Below are 16,832 nucleotides of genomic sequence, written 5' to 3'. Positions count from 1 at the left end.
CCGGGATCGAGGACGGGAGCCGCGATGGTGCTCGGAGCGGTGGCGGAACCGCCGGTACGGCGGGGCAGTGACTACGCGCAGTTGTCCCGGCGGATCAGCGGGGCAGGGCTGCTGGAGCGGCGTCCGGGGCGGTACGTGACCCGCATCGCCCTCACGCTGGGCGTCTTCGCGGCGGGCTGGGCGGCGGTCGGTCTGGTCGGCGACTCGTGGGCGCAGCTGCTGGTGGCCGTCTTCCTGGCCGTCGCCACCACCCAGGTCGCGTTCCTCGGCCACGACGCCGGCCACCGGCAGATGTTCCGGCGGCGGGGGCCGAGCGAGGCCATCGGCCTGCTCACCGGCAACCTGGCGGTCGGGCTCAGCTACGGCTGGTGGGTCGACAAGCACAATCGGCACCACGCCAACCCCAACCACGAGGACGAGGATCCCGACGTCGGGGCCGGCGCGCTGGTCTGGACGTACGAGCAGGCCGCCGCGACCCGCGGCTTCGGCCGCCGGCTGGCCCGCCGGCAGGCGTGGCTGTTCTTCCCGTTGCTGCTGCTGGAGGGGCTCGCCCTGCACGTGGCGAGCGTGCAGGCGATCGTGGGGCGCGACTCCGACGGCCGGTTCCGCACCCCGATGCGGCACCGCCGGGTGGAGGCGCTGCTGCTGGTCCTGCACGCCGTGGGCTACCTCGGTGCGCTGCTGCTGGTGATGTCGCCGCTGAAGGCGCTGCTCTTCGTCGCCGTCCACCAGGGGCTGTGGGGGCTCTACATGGGCTGCTCGTTCGCCCCGAACCACAAGGGCATGCCGATGCCCACCGCCGACGACGACCTCGACTTCCTGCGCAAGCAGGTGCTCACCGCCCGCAACGTGCGGGGCGGCCGGCTCGTGGACGTCGCACTGGGCGGGCTCAACTACCAGATCGAGCACCACCTGTTCCCCAACATGCCCCGGGCCAACCTGCGCCGGGCCCGGCCGATCGTCCGCGCCTACTGCGCCGAGCGGGGCATCCCGTACGCCGAGACGGGGCTCGTCGAGTCGTACCGTCAGGCGCTCGCGCACCTGAACGAGGTGGGCCGGCCGCTGCGCGGCTGACGAGGTGCGGTTGACGACGCGCGGTTGACGACGCGCGAACGGGGGCGGCGCCGACCGGCGCCGCCCCCGTTCGGTTGCGGTCGGCTCAGGAGCCCATGGACTCGATCAGCTCCTGCGGCGCCTCCTGCGTGTCGCTCGCGGCGGGCTTCTTCACCGAGACCGGGGCGCCGAAGTCCGAGTACGTGGTGATCATGGTGCCCAGCGACTCGTGCAGCACCTGGGTGTCGATGGCGAACTCGACGAGCCGGCCCTGGTCGTCGACCCTGGCGGTGAACGGTACGGCCTTGGCCTTGTCACCGAGGGCCTGGATGGCCTTGTCGTCGGGCTTGGTGCGGGTGTAGTCGAGGATGCCGGAGTAGCTGCCCGGGGCGGTCTTCTCGACGTCCACCACGCTCTGGACCATCTGCTTCGCGCCGCCCGGGTCGCCGTCGGGCATCAGGTTGAGCTGGCCGCTCTTGCCGAGTTTGGTGGCGTCCATGTGCATCCACTTCTTCGGCATCCCCTGCATGCCGGTGACCTTCAGGTAGACGTCGTTGCCGAGCATCAGGATCCGGAAGGTGCCCTCCGCGCCCATCTTCAGCGTCATGTCGCCGGTCTTGGTGGCCGGGTCCATCACGCCGCTGCCGTTGATGACCGGCGAGGTGAGCTTCATCTTGACGCTCTGCTGGTTGAGCTTCTGCGCGGCGGCGCCCAGTTCGGCGCGGGCGTCGGCGGGGGCGCTGCTGGCCGGCGCCGCGCCGGTGGTGGCGCCGCCGTCGCCGGCCGGAGCGTCCGCGTCCGTCCCCGTGCCGCACCCGGTCAGACCGAGGGCGAGCGCGGCGACGAGCGCGACCCCCGTGGTCGCCAGCCGTCGAGTGTTCATCGTGGAATCTCCTCACGCAGGGTGGGCCGGGGCCACGCCGTCGCGACCCCGACCGGGCCGCCGGTCAGCCTAACCCCGCGGTCGCACAGCCGCCCATCTATGCCACGGCGGCCACCGGAGCGCCGCGCTGCCGGGTCGGCCACACCTCGCGCCGCTGGTCGGCGTCGTCGCGGCCGGCCCCGGTAGGGTCTCCCCATGGCAGACGTGCTCACCGCCGAGGCGGTGCGAGACGAGCTGGGTGGCCTGGCGGGCTGGTCGGGAGACCCCGGGGGGATCACCCGCACCGTGGAGCTGGCCGACTTCCCGGAGGCCATCGCGGTGGTCGACCGGGTCGCCGTGGCGGCGGAGGAGATGGACCACCACCCCGACATCGACATCCGCTGGCGCACCCTGACCTTCCGCTGCGTCACGCACTCGGTGGGCGGGGTCACCCGGCGTGACCTGGAACTGGCTCGGCGGATCGACGACATCGTGGGGAGCGCCGGATGAGATTCGAGATCAGCAAGGTGCTGGACGCCATCGAGGGCCGGGTCAGCACCGACCCGTCGCTGGCGCGGGCGGTCGTCGACCTGGCGGAGGTGATCCGCTACCAGGACCTCGACGGCGGCCGGCCGGCCAGCCTGCTCCGCCTCGGCATGGTGATCGACGCCCTCGCCCGTGAGATGGAGGAGGACAACGTCCCGGTCTACGCGGTGGTCCACCGGGCCCTGCTCTCGGACGCCGACCTCACCTCCAACGAGCGCATGGTGGTCCGCCGGTGGGCCGACGACGGGCTGGTCGAGGTGCTCGACAACCCGGGCGACCGGATGCTGGAGGTGGCGGACCTGCTCGGGCTGCCGGTGCTGACCCGGGCACGGGCCGACGGCCTGCGCGGGCGCTACCCGTGGCTCGTCGAGCAGGCCGGCCGGGTGCTCGCCCCGGTGCCCGGCGCCGGCGGGCCGGCCTTCGTCGCCCACGTCGGCGGCGGGCACACGCCGGTCGCCGGTGACCGGTCGCCGGCCGGCGCGAAGCTGCTCTCCCGGCAGTGGCGCTGCGCCGAGCCCGGCTGCGCGCTCTTCGGCGGTGGCGGGGGCGGCGGGGCCTTCGCCGACCTGGCGCGGGTGGTGGAGCGCAGCCCCGCCGGGCAGCCGCCGCCCACGCTGCGCGGTGGCGTGCCCACCTGCCCCCGGCACGGCACCCGGCTCGGCGACGCCGGTCCGCGACCGCGCAGCGCCGTACTCGCCGTGCGGGTGGGTGGGCTGATCCGCCGCCGCTTCGTGCTCACCGAGGACCAGCCGGCCGTCGTGGGCCGGGCGCCCGACCAGGCCGGCGGGATCGTTCTCGGGCAGTGGCTCAACGACGAGGCGCGGCGCTGGATCAGCCGCAGCCACGTCCGGTTCGAACTGCGGGTCGGCGAGGTGATCGTGACCGACGTCAGCACAAACGGTTCGGGCATCCGTCCGGGCGGGTCGATGGCGGAGGCCGACCGCGTCCCGTTGGCGCCGCAGCAGTCCCGGGTGCTGGCCGAGGGCGACATGGTGGAGCTCTACCCCGGGGTGCAGATCGGCCGGCCCGACGAGCTTCCCACCGGCGCCCCCTACACGCCGACGTCGGTCATGGCCGAGGCACCCACGATGGCGATGCGCCTGCCCCGCTGATCCGCGGGGGAGACGACGGCGGGCGCCGGGACCGTGGTCCCGACGCCCGCCCTTGTCGTACGGGGCTCAGCCGGCCAGCACGGCGGCGAGCTGGGCGACCGCGTGGTCGATCTCCTCCTCGGTGATCACCAGCGGCGGGGCGAGCCGGATGGTGGAGCCGTGGGTGTCCTTGGCGAGCACCCCGCGCTCGGCGAGCCGCTCGCACGCCTCCCGGCCGCTCATCAGCGCCGGGTCGATGTCGAGGCCGGCCCACAGGCCCCGGCCCCGCACCGCGAGCAGGCCCCGGCCGACCAGCGACCGCAGACCGGCGTGCAGCCGGGCGCCCAGCTCGGTCGAGCGGCGCTGGAACTCGCCGGTCGCCAGCAGCCGGACGACCTCGGTCGCGACGGCGCAGGCCAGCGGGTTGCCGCCGAACGTGGAGCCGTGCTGGCCCGGCCGGAGTACGCCGAGCACGTCGGTGTTCGCGGCCACCGCGGAGACCGGCACGATGCCGCCGCCGAGCGCCTTGCCCAGCAGGTACATGTCGGGCGTGACGCCCTCGTGGTCGCAGGCGAAGGTGTCCCCGGTCCGGCCGAGGCCGGACTGGATCTCGTCGGCGATGAAGAGCACGTTCCGCTCGGTGCAGACCCGGCGTACGCCCGGCAGGTAGCCCTCCGGCGGCACCACGACGCCCTGCTCGCCCTGGATGGGCTCGAGCAGCACGGCGACGGTGTTCTCGTCGATGGCGGCGCTCAGCGCGGCCAGGTCGCCGTAGGGGACGACCGTGAAGCCCGGGGTGTACGGCCCGAAGTCGGCCCGGGCGTCCTCGTCCGTGGAGAAGCTGACGATGGTGGTCGTCCGGCCGTGGAAGTTCCCCTCGGCCACCACGATGTTGGCCATTCCCGGGGCGACGCCCTTGACCTGGTAGCCCCACTTGCGGGCGACCTTGATGCCGGTCTCCACGGCCTCGGCGCCGGTGTTCATCGGCAGCACCAGGTCCTTGCCGCACAGCTCGGCCAGCTCCCGACAGAAGTCGGCGAACTGGTCGTGGACGAACGCCCGGCTGGTGAGGGTCAGCCGGTCGAGCTGGGCGTGCGCGGCGGCGATCAGCGTCGGGTGCCGGTGACCGAAGTTCAGCGCCGAGTAGCCGGCCAGGCAGTCGAGGTAGCGGCGGCCGTCCACGTCGGTCAGCCAGGAGCCCTCGGCGGAGGAGATGACCACCGGCAGCGGGTGGTAGTTGTGCGCGGTCCACCGCTCCGCGTCGCGGATCGCCTCCGGCGTCCGCAGCATGTCGTCGATCACTGGCTCGCCTTTCCCTGACGGAGTCGCAACGTGCAGCACTTCGGTCCGCCGCCGGCCTTGCGCAGCTCGGAGAGGTCGACACCGATCGTCTCGTAGCCCCGGTCGCGCAGCTTCGCGGCCAGGCCGGTGGCCTGCGCCGGCAGCACCACGTGCCGACCGTCGCTGACCGCGTTCAACCCGAAGACCTCGGCGTCGGCCAGGGTGGCGTGCACCGCGTCGGGGAAGAGCCGGCGCAGCACCGCCTGGCTGCCGGGCGAGAACGCCTCCGGCAGGTACGCCACCGTCCGCTCGTCGAGCACGGTGAGCGCGGTGTCCAGGTGGTAGAAGCGGGGGTCGACCAGCTGCATGGTCACCACCGGGTAGCCGAAGACCTCCTGGAGCTGCGCGTGCGAGGCGTGCGCGGTGCGGAAGCCGGTGCCGGCCAGCAGGACGTCGCCGGCCAGCAGGATGTCGCCCTCGCCCTCGTTGACGTGCTTCGGGTCGTACATCTCGAAGCCGGCGGCCTCGAACCAGGCGCGGTAGGCGGGGGCTTCGTCGGCGCGCTGCGGGTCGCGGAACTGCACGGCCATCGCCTTGCCGTCGATCACGGTGCCGCCGTTGGCGGCGAAGACCATGTCGGGCAGGCCGGGCACCGGAGCGATCTCCTCGACGGTGTGGCCCAGGTCCCGGTACGTCTGCCGCAGCTGCTCCCACTGCCGCACGGCGAGGTCGGCGTCGACCGGCGCGGTCGGGTCCATCCACGGGTTGATGGCGTAGTCGACGGCGAAGTACGTCGGCCGGCACATCAGGAAGCGCTGGCTGGTGGCGTCCATCGTCATTGTCCTGCTCCCAGTGTCGGGCGCGCCCGGCCACCTTCGGCCCACGGGCTGGCGCCGTTGCTCAACGCTATGCGGCCGGGGGTGGCGGAATCCACCGGAGATACTTGCGTCGAACGGTTGATCGTTGCGTATTGGAGCCGGTTACGGGCGATCCGTTGCGTATCGACGCCCGTACGGCGGCGATGCGCTGCATCAACCCTGCTCCACCCCGAGGTGGACCTGCCGGTGCCGGGGCGTCTCGGTCTCGTCCAGCAGCGCGATGGCGAAGTCGGCGTACGTGATGCGGCTCGCCGCGTCGGCCGTCGCCCGCCGGTAGCGGCCGATGCCGGTGCCGCCGTGGTCGAAGTCACCGGCCGGGCTGAGCACCAGCCAGTCGAGTGCCGGCCCGGCGTGGCGCAGCGTCTCCACCCCGGCCGCGTGCCCCCGGTAGAAGGAGCGGTACTCCTGGGGGTAACCCGCCGTGTCCATGAGCAGTTCGCCACCCGCCGTCGGCAGCACCGAGGCCAGCCCGACGACCAGCAGCCGGCGGGTCCCGCTCGCCGCCATCCCGGCGGTCAGCGCCCGGGCGGCGGTGGGGAAGAAGACGTCCGGCGGCGCGGTCAGGTCGGCGGCGGCATGGATGGCGGCGTCGTGCCCGACGGCCAGTGCCCCGACGCGGCCGGCGTCGGTGACGTCGCCGGCCGCGACCCGCACGGTTTCGGTCGCGGCCAGATCGCGGTGCCGGTCCGGGTCCCGTACGACCGCGGTGACCTGGTGACCCCGGGCCTGCGCCTCCCGCACCGCTGCCCGACCGGCTCGCCCACCGGCTCCGAAGACAATGATCCTGCCCATCGTCGTACCCCTCACGCTCGTGGCTGCGGCCGGTCGCCGGAACCACGTCGGGACGCTAGTCGGCACGGTGGTTACCAATCGGATACCAACTACTGTGGCGGGCATGGTCACGCCGCTCGATCCGGAGATGTTCGACCCGGTCTGCCCGTCGGACCTGTCCCCGATCCGGTTCCGCGACAAGTGGGCGGGCATGATCATTCGTTGCCTGGAGGCCGGGCCCCGCCGCTTCTCGGAGCTCCGTGTCCCGCTGCGCGGCGTCACCGCGAAAGTGCTCACCCGGTCGCTGCGGACCTTGGAGGAGGACGGCCTGGTCGGCCGGACCGTCCACGCCGGTCCGGTGCGGCGGGTCGAGTACGGGCTGACCCCGCTCGGGCGCAGTCTGCTCGGACCTATGGACGTGGCCTGCGAGTGGACCCGCCACCACTGGGACGACCTGCTCGACGCGCGGGAGGGCGTTGCCTCCGGCACCTCGGAACGCTGACCGTCCCCGGCCGCCGAGGCGACGACCGGCCACCGTCGTCTGACCGACGGCCGCCGTCGCCCCGAGCGGGGGAAAACACTTCGGGGGCGGCGAACCGCCGCCCCCGAAAAGGGTTGCCCGGCTGGTGAACCACCAGGCTGGTCGGGCGTCGCCGGCGCATCGCCGGCGAGCCGGACAGTGCCCGCTAGAAGCGATCCACAAACTGTGAGTCGAGCCACTCGCGGAACCGCTGCACCCAGTCGCCGTCGGCGGTCGGCCAGTCGAACTGGCCGGTCATCGCCACAATGCCGAGCACCACCGCGCCGAGGCCCAGCCCGATGCCGAGCAGCGCGTCGGTCTTGCCGGCGATGTGCCGGCGGCGGGTGGCCATCAGGCCGAACACCGCGAGGACCGCGCCGACGGCGCCGAGCGCGATGCCGTATCCGGCGAGGGCGCCGGTGAGCACGAAGAGCGCCCCCGCCACGCCGACGATCAACCCCAGCGTGGCGAGCAGGCTGGCCCGGGGCTTCGGACCGGCGACCACCGGTCGCTCCGGCTCGCGGTCGGCGACGCCGTCACCGTCGCGGTCGACGGGCCGCTCCCCGGTGCGGTCCGCGTCGAGCGGGCGCTCCCCGGTGCGGTCCCGGTCCGTCCGGGCGGCCAGCGCCGTCGCGCTGCGGTCCAGGTCGGTCGTCCGGCCGTCGAGGGTCCGTTCGAGGGTCGGGTCGGGGTCGGTGGTCCGGGGGGCGTGCCGGGGACCGTCGTCGGCGGGTCGGGCCGTGGCGGCCCGGGCGACCGCCGCCCGCTCGGCCGCCCGCCGCTCGGCGTCACCGTCGCGCCCGTGGGCGCCCGGCGCCGTGCCGCTGCGGTAGGTCGTCTGCTCGCTGTTCCGCTCCGCCACCACCGGGTCGGCGACCCGGCCGGGGTCGTCGGTCCGGTCCCGGCCGGTGGCCTCCGTCCGGTCCCGCGCGCTCCCGTCGACCCGCGGGCCCTCCTCGCTCCGGTCCCGGCCGCCGATGTCGTCGTCCGTCGGCGTCGGCTCGGTCCGACGCGACAGGGAAGGAATCTTCACCGCAACACACCTCCTGAGGCAAGCGCGGCCGGACGGAAGTGGTGCGGTCCGCCGCGTGGTAACACGCTCAGCGGTACCCGCCCGCTCTGATCGGTACACCCGTCGACGGCCTGGCCGGGGCTTGTTTGCCGCCGGGTGAACATCGGTCGTCGACTTGCCGTTCGGCCCGGGGAAGGCGTTCGACCGGCCATAGGATCTCCGCGGCCGGCCGGCCACGTCGGCCGCGGAAGGGTGACGATGGAGATTCGAGCCGGAGCCAGGGGCCGGGTGGTCATGCTGGTCGACAACGCGATCCAGGGCGACTCCCGGGTGCAGAAGTCGGCCCGGTCGGCCGCCGAAGCCGGCTGGGACGTGACCCTGCTGGGCCGCTCGCCCGACGGCGAGCCGCACCGGTGGCACATCGGCGACGCCCTGGTGCGGCTGCTGCCGATGGGCCGTCCCGGCGCGCCGGTGCCCCGCACACCGCGCCGGAACGCGGCGGCGCTGCTCGGGCGCCTCGGCCTGCGGACGCCCGTCGAGCGGGCGTACACCCGGCTGTGCCTGCGGATGTACGGCGACCGCGCCTGGCGCCGGTTGCAGCCGGCACTGTGGAGCTACGAGCACGCCTACGGCCCGGTGCTCGACGAGCTGGCACCCGACCTGATCCACGCCAACGACTTCCGGATGCTCGGCGTGGGGGCGCGGGGGCTGCTGCGGGCCCGGGCCGCCGGCCGCCGGGCCGTCCTGGTGTGGGACGCCCACGAGTTCCTGCCCGGCATCAAGCCCTGGAGCGACAACGTGCGGTGGCTGCCCGCCCAGTTGGCGCACGAACGGGAGTACGCCCGTCACGCCGACGCGGTGGTGACCGTCTCGCCGGAGCTGGCCCGCCTGCTGCAACGCGAGCACGACCTGCCCGAACTGCCCACCGTGGTGCTGAACGCGCCCGACCGCCGCGAGACCGACCAGCCGGTACGGGCCACGCAGACCCTCCGCGCGGGGTTCGGCCTCGGGCCGGGCGACCCGCTGCTGGTCTACAGCGGCGCCGCGGCGCCGCAACGCGGCCTGGACGTCCTGGTCGAGGCGCTGCCGCTGCTGCCCGGCGTGCACGTCGCGCTGGTGGTCAACCATCCCGACGGCGAGTACGTCCGGTCGCTGACGGCACGGGCGGCCGACCTCGGCGCCGGTGGGCGCCTGCACGTGCGGGGGTACGTGCCGCACGACGAGGTGGTGCCGCTGCTCGCCGGGGCCGACCTCGGGGTGATCCCGATCCAGCACTGGCCCAACCACGAGATCGCGCTGATCACCAAGTTCTTCGAGTACTCGCACGCCCGGCTGCCCATCGTGGTCAGCGACGTGCGCACCATGGCGGGCACCGTCCGGGCGACCGGGCAGGGCGAGGTGTTCCGGGCCGAGGACGCCGGGGACCTCGCCCGCGCCGTCCGTGCCGTCCTCGCCGACCCCGACCGGTACCGGTCGGCGTACGACGACCCGGCCCTGCTGGCCGGGTGGACGTGGGAGCGGCAGGCCGTGGAACTCGACCGGGTCTACGCCCGGCTGGTGCCGGCGGCCGTCGCCGGCGGGGCGGACGCGTACGGCCGTGTCGGCTGACCCGGTGGCCGTCGACCCGGGGCACCGGGACGGCTCCCCGCCGCCCGACGTGACGGTGATCCTGCCCGTGTACGACACGATGCCGTACCTCACCGGGTGCCTGGATTCGCTGCTCGGGCAGAGCATCGGTCCGGACCGGATGCGGATCGTGGCGGTGGACGACGGCTCGACCGACGGCAGCGGCCGGCAGCTCGACCGCTACGCCCGCCGGTATCCGGGCACCGTGACCGTCGTGCACCAGCCCAACTCCGGCGGCCCGGCGGCGCCCTGCAACCGGGCCCTCGACCTGGCCACCGGCCGGTACGTCTTCTTCGTCGGCGCGGACGACCGCCTCGGCCCCGAGGCGCTGGAGCGGCTGGTGGCCGCCGCCGACCGGTACGGCTCCGACGTCGTCCTCGGCCGGGTGGTGGGGGTGAACAGCCGCCACGTCCACCAGGAGGTCTTCGCCCGCACGGCGGTGGACGTCGGGCTGGCCGACTCGGCCCTGCCGCTGTCGCTGGCCAACACCAAGCTGTTCCGGCGGGAACTCGTCGAGCGGCACCGGCTGCGTTACCCGGAGGACATGCCGATCGGCAGCGACCAGCCGTTCACCCTGGAGGCGTGCCACCGGGCGGCCCGGGTCACGGTCCTCGCCGACTACGACTACTACTACGCGGTGCGGCGGCTGAACGCCCGCAACATCACCTACCTGAGCCGGGCGGAGGAGCGGCTCGACTGCGCGCGGCGGCTCGTGGAGTTCGCCGTCGGCCTGATCCCGCCGGGCGACGAGCGGGACGCGGTGTTGCGGCGCTACTTCCGCTTCGAGGTGGCGGCCCTGCTCGACGACGACTTCCTGCGGCTGGACGCGCCGACCCGACGGCTGCTGCACGCCGGCGTACGGGAACTGGCCGGGCGGCACCTCACCGCCGCCGTACGGGACCGGCTGCCGGTGGAGACCCGGCTGCGGATCGGGGTCGCCGAGCACGGCACGCCCGACGACCTGGTCGACGTGATCCGGCAGGACGCGGAGCGCGGCGTGCCGCCGACGGTCGTCGAGGGCGCCCGGCGGTACGCGGCGTACCCGGGCTTCCGGGCGTCGCACGGCCGGCTGCCCGACGACGTCTTCGACGTCACCGACGCCGTGGACTGGCTGGCCCGCTTCGAGGTCACCGGCATCGGCTGGGACCACGACGCCGACGCCGGACCGGCTCTCGTCCTGGACCTGCGTACGCCCCTGCCCGACCTGGGCCGGCTCTGCCCGGGGCCGCCGCGACTCACCGCCGGCGAGCTGGTCGGCGACGTACGTCCCGCCACGGCCGCCAGCGGCACCACGCTGCGGGCCCGGCTCAGTGTGACCGAGGTGCTGCGCGCCAGCGCGGTGACCGGGCAGCGCCGTGCCGTACACCTGACGCTGCCCGCGCCCGACGGCCGGCCCGGGAGCGCGCCGCTGCGCGCGCCCCGCCGGGTCCGGTTCCCCCGACCGGTGGTCCGGCGGCGGGGACGACGCTGGTACGCGGTGTCGCCGGTGACCGACGGCAGCGGCCGGTTGATGATCTCCGTGGTGCCACTGACCCCCCGGCGGGTGCTCGCCCGGCTGACCGCCCGCCGCCCCGCCTGACGCCCCGCGCGCCGGTCGGGTGGCGGCGGCCCCGGTCCCTCCCAGCGGCCCGGATCCGGCCTCCGATGTGCCGGCTCCGGGGTCGGCCGGGGCTACCGCAGGGCGAGTGGGGCCACGGCCAGGTGCCGGCGGTCGTCGAGCGCCCGCCACTCCAGGGCGTGCCGGATGCCGTCCTCGACGCCGAAGCGCGGCGACCAACCCAGCAGGTCCTGGTAGCGGCGGCTGCGGTTGTAGACCCCCGGCACGTCGCCGGGCCGGCGGGGAGCCTCCCGGTACGGCAGGGGCCGCCCGGTCACCGCGGCGAACGCGGCCAGCAGTTCCCGCACCGTGGTGCCGACCCCGGTGCCGATGTTGAGCGCGGTGTACCCGTGCGGGCCGGCGGCCGCCACCTCGTCGAAGCGGGCCAGCGCCGCCACGTGGGCCTGGGCGAGATCCCACACGTGGACGTAGTCCCGGACGGCGCTGCCGTCGCGGGTCGGCCAGTCCGTGCCGGTGACGCGGAACTCCGTGCCGGTGCTGGCCGCCTCGATCATGCGACCCAGGGCGTGCGTCGGGTGGCGCAGTTGCAGCCCGGTGCGCAGCAGGGGATCGGCGCCGATCGGGTTGAAGTAGCGCAGCGCCACCGCCCGCAGCTCACCGGCCCGCGCGCAGTCGGCGAGCACCGCCTCGACCATCGCCTTCGTGCGGGCGTACGGGCTGATCGGGTCGACGGGGGAGGATTCGTCGACCGCGAAGTCCGCACCCGGCCGGTAGACGGCGGCGGTGGAGCTGAACAGCACCCGACGGCACCCGTTGCGGACCAGGTGGCGGACCAGCTCGACGGATTTCGCGAGGTTCTCCCGGTAGTAGCGCAGCGGATCGCGGGTCGACTCGGGCACCACGATCACCCCGGCGCAGTGCACGGTGGCCCGGATCTCGGGGTGCTCGGCGAAGATCCGGTCGACCAGGTCCCCGTCGGCGACGTCCCCCCGGTAGAAGGGGCGGCCGGCCGCGAAGGAGGCCCGGCCGGTCGACAGGTCGTCGAGGATCACCGGCGTGATGCCCCGGTCCAGCAGCGCGGAACCGACGGTGCTGCCGATGAAGCCGGCGCCGCCGGTGATCAGGTACTTCACGTTCGTCACCGTTGCGTCCCGGCACGCGTCCGCAGCCGGCCCGCCGCCCGGTGCGCGGCCCGCAGGACCGCCCAGACGAGATACGCGTCGTGGCGCACCATCCGGTGCTTGAGCCCGGCGATCCCGCCCGGCCGGGGGTAGCCGGCGGGAGGCAGCCACCGCCGGTAGTCCGCCGCCATCCGGCGGAAGAACGCGCGGCGGGTCTCCGGCGGCAGCCGGAAGTCGTTGCCGACGATGACCAGGTAGTGGTCGAGCATGACGCGGAACAGGTCGGGCCCGAACCGGTCCGGGGCGTCGCCGCCGGCGGTCGCCAGCCAGCCGAACACGGAGGCGTACTGGTCGAAGACCTCGAAGTGCCGTGTGCTCAGGGTGGCGGTGATCCGGTCCCGGGGGCGCTGCCGGTAGTGGTAGCAGTCCCGCTCCAGCACGTCGATGCTGCCGGCGGCGATCAGCAGGGGATGGCTGTAGGCGCAGTCCTCGTACCAGCCGGGCCGGAAGGAGAGCCCCGACTCGGCCAGGAACGCGCGGCGGACGAGCTTGGTGCACGCGGACTGGGCGAGCATGAGCAGCTCGGGCCGGTCGGCGAGCCGCAGCGGCAGGTACCGCCCCCCGAGGGCCGCCCCGGAGGGCCGGGCCACCACCCGGCCGTCCGGGAACACCTCGGCGTGGTCGACGATCAGCACGTCCGGGCGGGTGTCCGCGAGCCGCTCCCGCACCGCCGCGACCGCGCCGGGCGGCAGCCAGTCGTCGCCGTCGACGAACCAGAGGTAGTCGCCGGTGGCGTGGGCCGCGCCGGCGTTGCGGGCGCCGCCCAGGCCGGCGTTCTCGGCCAGGCGGACCACCCGCACCCGGGGGTCGCGCGCGGCGTACCGGTCGAGCAGCCGCCCGCTGCCGTCCGGCGACGCGTCGTCGACCGCGACGACCTCCACGTCCTCGGCGCCCGGCTGGGTGAGGATCGAGTCGAGACAGGTCGCGAGGTACGCCTCGACGCCGTGCACCGGAACGACGACGGACAACGTCGGGCGGTCGGCTGGGATCTCGACACCGTCCACGGCTGGGACTATGCCGAGGCGGCCCGACCGTCCCGCCACGCGCAGGTGAACTGGGGCTGACATTCTGCGAGCCGGCCCGGTCCCCGCGCTGGCTATCCTTGGCACCCGTGCCAGAGGGACACACCATCCACCGCCTGGCGGCGCGGCACGCCGAGCTGTTCGGCGGGGACAAGCTGCACGCCGCCAGCCCGCAGGGCCGCTTCGCCGAGGGCGCGGCCCGCCTCTCCGGCACCGTCCTGGAGACCACCGAGGCGTACGGCAAGCACCTGCTGCACCACCACGCGGGCGAGCTGACCCTGCACGTGCACCTCGGGCTCTACGGCAGGTTCGCCGACGGCGCCGGGGAGCCGCCGGAGCCGGTCGGTCAGGTGCGGCTGCGACTGACCAGCGACCGGCACTGGCTGGACCTGCGCGGCCCCACCGCCTGCGAGCTGCTCACCCCGCCCGAGGTGGCGGCGCTGCGCGGCCGGCTCGGCCCCGACCCGCTGCGCGCCGACGCCGACCCCGACCGGGCGTACGCCCGGATCTCCCGCAGCCCGACGCCGCTCGCGGCGCTGCTGCTGGACCAGTCGGTGGTGGCCGGCACCGGGCTGATCTTCGTCACCGAGGCGCTGTTCCGGGCCGGTCTGCCGCCGACGCTGCCCGGCCGGCGGCTGACCCGCGCCGGCTGGGACGCGCTCTGGGCCGACCTGGTGGCGCTGATGCGGCTCGCCGTCGGTCGGGGCCGGATCGACACGGTCCGCGACGCGCACCTGCCCGAGGCGATGGGCCGCCCCGCCCGGGTCGACCGGCACGGCGGCGAGGTGTACGTCTACCGCCGCCCCGGCGAGCCCTGCCACGTCTGCGGCACGCCGGTGAGCCGGGGCGGGTTGGCCGGCCGCAACCTCTACTGGTGCCCCACCTGCCAGCCCGGATGACCGGTGGCCCGCCGGGCCGTGACCACCGCGCTGCTGTCGAGCTGCCCCATCCGTGCGGGCGGGCGGCTCTCAGCCCGCGCCGAGCAGCCAGCGGACCACCTCCACCTGGCGGGGGAACACCTGTCCCTCGCCGATGCTCCAGGCCAGCGTCTGCCCGATCGTCCAGCCGCGTACCCGCTCCCGGTCGAGCCCCAGCTCCGCGCTGAGCCGGTCCAGCCGGTGCCGTACGGCGTCCGGCGAGTGCCCCAGCTCCCCGCCGCGCACCAGCGGCACCACGCCGAACTCCCGCTCGCCGGTCAGCGGCTTCGGGTCGATGAGCAGCCACGGCTCCCGGGTCGCCCGCAGCACGTTGCCGGCGTGCAGGTCCTGGTTGACCAGCACCTGCGTGCCCTGGCTGCCGACCAGGTCCGTCAGCAGCCCCAGCGCCGCGTCGACCAGCCGCCGCTCGTACGGCCGGCCCGCCCGCTCCCACTTCGCCGGCAGCCGTTCCAGCCAGCCGGCGGCCTCCTCGGCGAGGGGGGTGAACGGCGGGCCGGCCGGTCGCCACAGCCGGGGCAGCAGCCCGACCGCCACGTCCAGCGCCGCGTCGGCGGGCAGGGCGTGCAGCGGCGTGCCGGGCACGCACCGCTCGACCAGCAGCGCCCGCCGCCGCGGGTCGTGCCCGAGCAGCCGGGCCGCCCCCGCCCCGGCCCAGCACTCCAGTGCCGTCGCCTCGTGGACGCTGTCGGGGTCCGGGTACTGGAGCTTCAGCACCGCCGGCGTCCCGTCGGGCAGTTCCGCCGGCAGGGCCAGCGACGCGAAGGCGTACGGGAAGGGGGGCCCGAGCCGCAGCGACCAGCGCTCGGCGCAGGCGGCCACCCGCTCCGGCAGCGCCGCCAGCCACTCCCGCCCGGCCGGCACGTTCCGCACCCAGCCCAGCCCGTCCGGGATCAGGAGTTCCGATTCCACCCGCCCATCCTGAACCCCGAGCCGCCCACCCCGCATCACCAATCCCGGCCCCGCCCACCCGCTGGCCCACCGTCCGGTGATCAAGAGGTTCTGACCCGCCAGGCAGATCGAACCGGGCGTGAACCTCTGATCATCGGGCTGGACCGAGGGGGAGGGTGGGAATCAGCGGAGGCGGCGGATGTCGCCGTGGGCGCGGTAGAAGCCGCCCCGGCCGGACTCGCGGACCTGGGTGACCAGGTAGCGCGCGCCGGGCTCGCGGATGCCCTTGGGGAACTGCACGGACCAGTCCCGGTGGTAGCCGGGGGAGACGACGTGCACCCGCAGCCGGCCCCGGTCCTCGACGCACTGCACGATGACGCCGCCGTCGACGTCGCTGGTCACCTCGACCGTCGTCCAGGCCGCCGGCTCGGGCATCCGGGGCGGGGCCTTGACGTCGACCACCTCCGGCACGCTGCCGGCCTCCGCCGCCCGGATGGCCGGCTCGCTGGCGTCGATGCAGGCCAGGTAGCCGCCGGTGGTGACCACGTAGAGCCGATCCTCGTGGTACTGCATCGAGTAGGCCGAGCCGCAGCCGGTGCCGAGCTTCCACAGCCGGTTGCCCGCCGCGTCGAAGCAGTAGATCGAGGACTGGCTGTCGCCGGCGAAGACGTACCGGCCGCCCTCGGCCGTGGCGCAGGAGAAGACCGGGGCGTCGCAGCGGTAGCTGCGCTCGGCACGACCGTCCTTCGCCAGGCGCACCACCTCCCGGGTGCCGGTGCCCGCGAACACCGCGCCGGGCTCCTGCCAGCCGAAGAGCACCGAGCCGGTCGGGGTGTGCCACAACTCCCGGCCCGTACGCCAGTCGTAGCCGGTCACGCCCTGCGAGTGGCCGTGGTAGAGCGCGTCGGCGTCGCAGCGCACCATCCACGCCGACCGGCCACGGCCCTGCCGGCGCCAGAGGAACTCGTCCTCGTGGTCGACGGCCACGACGCCGCCGCCCGCGTCGGAGACGCCCAGCACCCCGTCGTGGATGTCCAGCCAGTAGATGTCGATCTCCGGCGCGATCTCGTAGGCCACCCGGGGCACCTTGCCGGACAGGTCGTAGACGTTGCCGTCGTCGCAGCCCGCGTAGATCCAGGCGTCGTCGGCGACGATGCACTTCACCCCCTCGGGGAGGCGGACCTGGTTCAGCACCCGGGCGTCGTGGCCGAGCGTGGTGATGACGCCCCGCTCGTTGCCGACCATGCAGCTCTGCCCGTCGACGAAGATGCCGAAGGCGGGGGCGCCGGAGTCGTAGCGCCACAGCACCGGGGCGGTGCGGGCAGTGGAGCGGGTGCTGACGATCTGCCGCCGCGAGACGGCGCGCTTCTGCCGTACCCCCGGCACGGCCGGGGCGTAGCCCTTGCGGACCTTCTCGCCGATCTTCTTCGCAGCCGCCGCGCGGGCCTTGGCGTTGTCGGCGTAGGCGGTGGTCTTGACCTGGCCCTGGTCGCCGATCCGGCCGTAGCGGACGGTCAGCGCGGCGTCGTCGACGACGACCTCGTAGAACTTGTGCGCACCGTCCACTTCGGACAGTTCGAGGTAGGTCGTCTCCTGCGACATGGG

16 protein-coding genes are annotated in these 16,832 nt (G+C 74.5%); 7 read left to right on the top strand and 9 right to left on the bottom strand.

All coding sequences use genetic code 11. The features are described from left to right. The first annotated feature begins 24 nt into the window (after window positions 1–24). A complete protein-coding gene (locus AC5L34_RS00425; protein ID WP_441175710.1) occupies window positions 25–1,074 on the top strand; it encodes a fatty acid desaturase family protein in 1,050 nt (349 codons plus the stop codon). 85 nt (window positions 1,075–1,159) lie between these two features. Here the strand turns inward: AC5L34_RS00425 and AC5L34_RS00420 are convergent, their stop codons facing one another. Further along, entirely contained in the window at window positions 1,160–1,936 is a 777-nt protein-coding gene (locus AC5L34_RS00420; RefSeq protein ID WP_441175711.1) for a hypothetical protein, read from the bottom strand. Between the two features lie 195 nt (window positions 1,937–2,131). On the opposite strand from AC5L34_RS00420, the gene AC5L34_RS00415 reads away from it, so the two are divergent. Together AC5L34_RS00415 and AC5L34_RS00410 are read left to right on the top strand one after the other, a co-directional pair. Beyond that, a complete protein-coding gene (locus AC5L34_RS00415) occupies window positions 2,132–2,425 on the top strand; it encodes a 4a-hydroxytetrahydrobiopterin dehydratase (protein ID WP_441175712.1) in 294 nt (97 codons plus the stop codon). Next, window positions 2,422–3,573: an FHA domain-containing protein gene (locus tag AC5L34_RS00410; protein WP_441175713.1), complete on the top strand. Its 1,152-nt coding sequence runs from the start codon at window positions 2,422–2,424 to the stop codon at window positions 3,571–3,573. The genes AC5L34_RS00415 and AC5L34_RS00410 overlap by 4 nt, the downstream gene beginning before the upstream one ends. Before the next feature lie 66 nt (window positions 3,574–3,639). Here the strand turns inward: AC5L34_RS00410 and rocD are convergent, their stop codons facing one another. From rocD to AC5L34_RS00395, 3 genes are all read right to left on the bottom strand, one after another. Continuing rightward, window positions 3,640–4,854 (bottom strand): ornithine--oxo-acid transaminase, encoded by a 1,215-nt coding sequence (gene rocD / locus AC5L34_RS00405; RefSeq protein WP_441175717.1) that lies wholly within the window; start codon window positions 4,852–4,854, stop codon window positions 3,640–3,642. Beyond that, on the bottom strand, window positions 4,851–5,666 hold the full coding sequence (gene ddaH / locus AC5L34_RS00400) for a dimethylargininase (protein ID WP_172896637.1): 816 nt from the start codon (window positions 5,664–5,666) through the stop codon (window positions 4,851–4,853). Before ddaH ends, rocD begins: the two co-directional genes overlap by 4 nt. A gap of 198 nt (window positions 5,667–5,864) precedes the next feature. After that, window positions 5,865–6,503, bottom strand: a complete 639-nt coding sequence (locus AC5L34_RS00395) for an NAD(P)-dependent oxidoreductase (protein ID WP_494823623.1) — start codon at window positions 6,501–6,503, stop codon at window positions 5,865–5,867. A gap of 103 nt (window positions 6,504–6,606) precedes the next feature. Here AC5L34_RS00395 and AC5L34_RS00390 point away from each other — a divergent pair, with 103 nt between their 5' ends. After that, window positions 6,607–6,984 carry a winged helix-turn-helix transcriptional regulator gene (locus AC5L34_RS00390; RefSeq protein WP_494823622.1) on the top strand — a complete coding sequence of 126 codons (378 nt, stop codon included), beginning with the start codon at window positions 6,607–6,609 and terminating at the stop codon, window positions 6,982–6,984. A gap of 184 nt (window positions 6,985–7,168) precedes the next feature. Here AC5L34_RS00390 and AC5L34_RS00385 read toward each other — a convergent pair whose 3' ends face one another. Further along, entirely contained in the window at window positions 7,169–8,035 is an 867-nt protein-coding gene (locus AC5L34_RS00385) for a thrombospondin (RefSeq protein WP_494823621.1), read from the bottom strand. A gap of 237 nt (window positions 8,036–8,272) precedes the next feature. Between AC5L34_RS00385 and AC5L34_RS00380 the strand changes: the two genes are divergently transcribed. Further along, window positions 8,273–9,622, top strand: a complete 1,350-nt coding sequence (locus AC5L34_RS00380; RefSeq protein ID WP_494823620.1) for a glycosyltransferase family 4 protein — start codon at window positions 8,273–8,275, stop codon at window positions 9,620–9,622. Window positions 9,623–9,701: 79 nt separating this feature from the next. After that, window positions 9,702–11,219: a glycosyltransferase family 2 protein gene (locus AC5L34_RS00375; RefSeq protein WP_494823806.1), complete on the top strand. Its 1,518-nt coding sequence runs from the start codon at window positions 9,702–9,704 to the stop codon at window positions 11,217–11,219. A gap of 92 nt (window positions 11,220–11,311) precedes the next feature. Here AC5L34_RS00375 and galE read toward each other — a convergent pair whose 3' ends face one another. Both galE and AC5L34_RS00365 read right to left on the bottom strand, forming a co-directional pair. Next, entirely contained in the window at window positions 11,312–12,340 is a 1,029-nt protein-coding gene (gene galE / locus AC5L34_RS00370) for a UDP-glucose 4-epimerase GalE (protein ID WP_441175722.1), read from the bottom strand. Continuing rightward, entirely contained in the window at window positions 12,337–13,383 is a 1,047-nt protein-coding gene (locus AC5L34_RS00365; protein WP_441175723.1) for a glycosyltransferase family 2 protein, read from the bottom strand. Before AC5L34_RS00365 ends, galE begins: the two co-directional genes overlap by 4 nt. A gap of 107 nt (window positions 13,384–13,490) precedes the next feature. Between AC5L34_RS00365 and AC5L34_RS00360 the strand changes: the two genes are divergently transcribed. After that, window positions 13,491–14,300: an Fpg/Nei family DNA glycosylase gene (locus AC5L34_RS00360; protein ID WP_357714529.1), complete on the top strand. Its 810-nt coding sequence runs from the start codon at window positions 13,491–13,493 to the stop codon at window positions 14,298–14,300. Between the two features lie 69 nt (window positions 14,301–14,369). Here the strand turns inward: AC5L34_RS00360 and AC5L34_RS00355 are convergent, their stop codons facing one another. Continuing rightward, complete coding sequence (locus AC5L34_RS00355; protein WP_441175724.1) at window positions 14,370–15,248, bottom strand: aminoglycoside phosphotransferase family protein; 879 nt, start codon at window positions 15,246–15,248, stop codon at window positions 14,370–14,372. Between the two features lie 162 nt (window positions 15,249–15,410). Next, a complete protein-coding gene (locus AC5L34_RS00350; RefSeq protein WP_441175725.1) occupies window positions 15,411–16,829 on the bottom strand; it encodes a WGR domain-containing protein in 1,419 nt (472 codons plus the stop codon). Window positions 16,830–16,832 lie beyond the last annotated feature (3 nt).

The organism is Micromonospora sp. ZG13, from assembly GCF_059359355.1.
The sequence above is the reverse complement of the archived record's forward strand: the minus strand, read 5'-3'. Positions and strand labels throughout refer to the sequence as shown.

Bases quoted from the DNA above. Each gene is read 5' to 3' on its own strand.
- AC5L34_RS00425 (WP_441175710.1), top strand. From the start codon at position 25: ATGGTGCTCGGAGCGGTGGCGGAACCGCCGGTACGGCGGGGCAGTGAC.
- AC5L34_RS00420 (WP_441175711.1), bottom strand. From the start codon at position 1,936: ATGAACACTCGACGGCTGGCGACCACGGGGGTCGCGCTCGTCGCCGCG.
- AC5L34_RS00415 (WP_441175712.1), top strand. From the start codon at position 2,132: ATGGCAGACGTGCTCACCGCCGAGGCGGTGCGAGACGAGCTGGGTGGC.
- AC5L34_RS00410 (WP_441175713.1), top strand. From the start codon at position 2,422: ATGAGATTCGAGATCAGCAAGGTGCTGGACGCCATCGAGGGCCGGGTC.
- ddaH (WP_172896637.1), bottom strand. From the start codon at position 5,666: ATGGACGCCACCAGCCAGCGCTTCCTGATGTGCCGGCCGACGTACTTC.
- AC5L34_RS00395 (WP_494823623.1), bottom strand. From the start codon at position 6,503: ATGGGCAGGATCATTGTCTTCGGAGCCGGTGGGCGAGCCGGTCGGGCA.
- AC5L34_RS00390 (WP_494823622.1), top strand. From the start codon at position 6,607: ATGGTCACGCCGCTCGATCCGGAGATGTTCGACCCGGTCTGCCCGTCG.
- AC5L34_RS00380 (WP_494823620.1), top strand. From the start codon at position 8,273: ATGGAGATTCGAGCCGGAGCCAGGGGCCGGGTGGTCATGCTGGTCGAC.
- AC5L34_RS00375 (WP_494823806.1), top strand. From the start codon at position 9,702: ATGCCGTACCTCACCGGGTGCCTGGATTCGCTGCTCGGGCAGAGCATC.
- AC5L34_RS00350 (WP_441175725.1), bottom strand. From the start codon at position 16,829: ATGTCGCAGGAGACGACCTACCTCGAACTGTCCGAAGTGGACGGTGCG.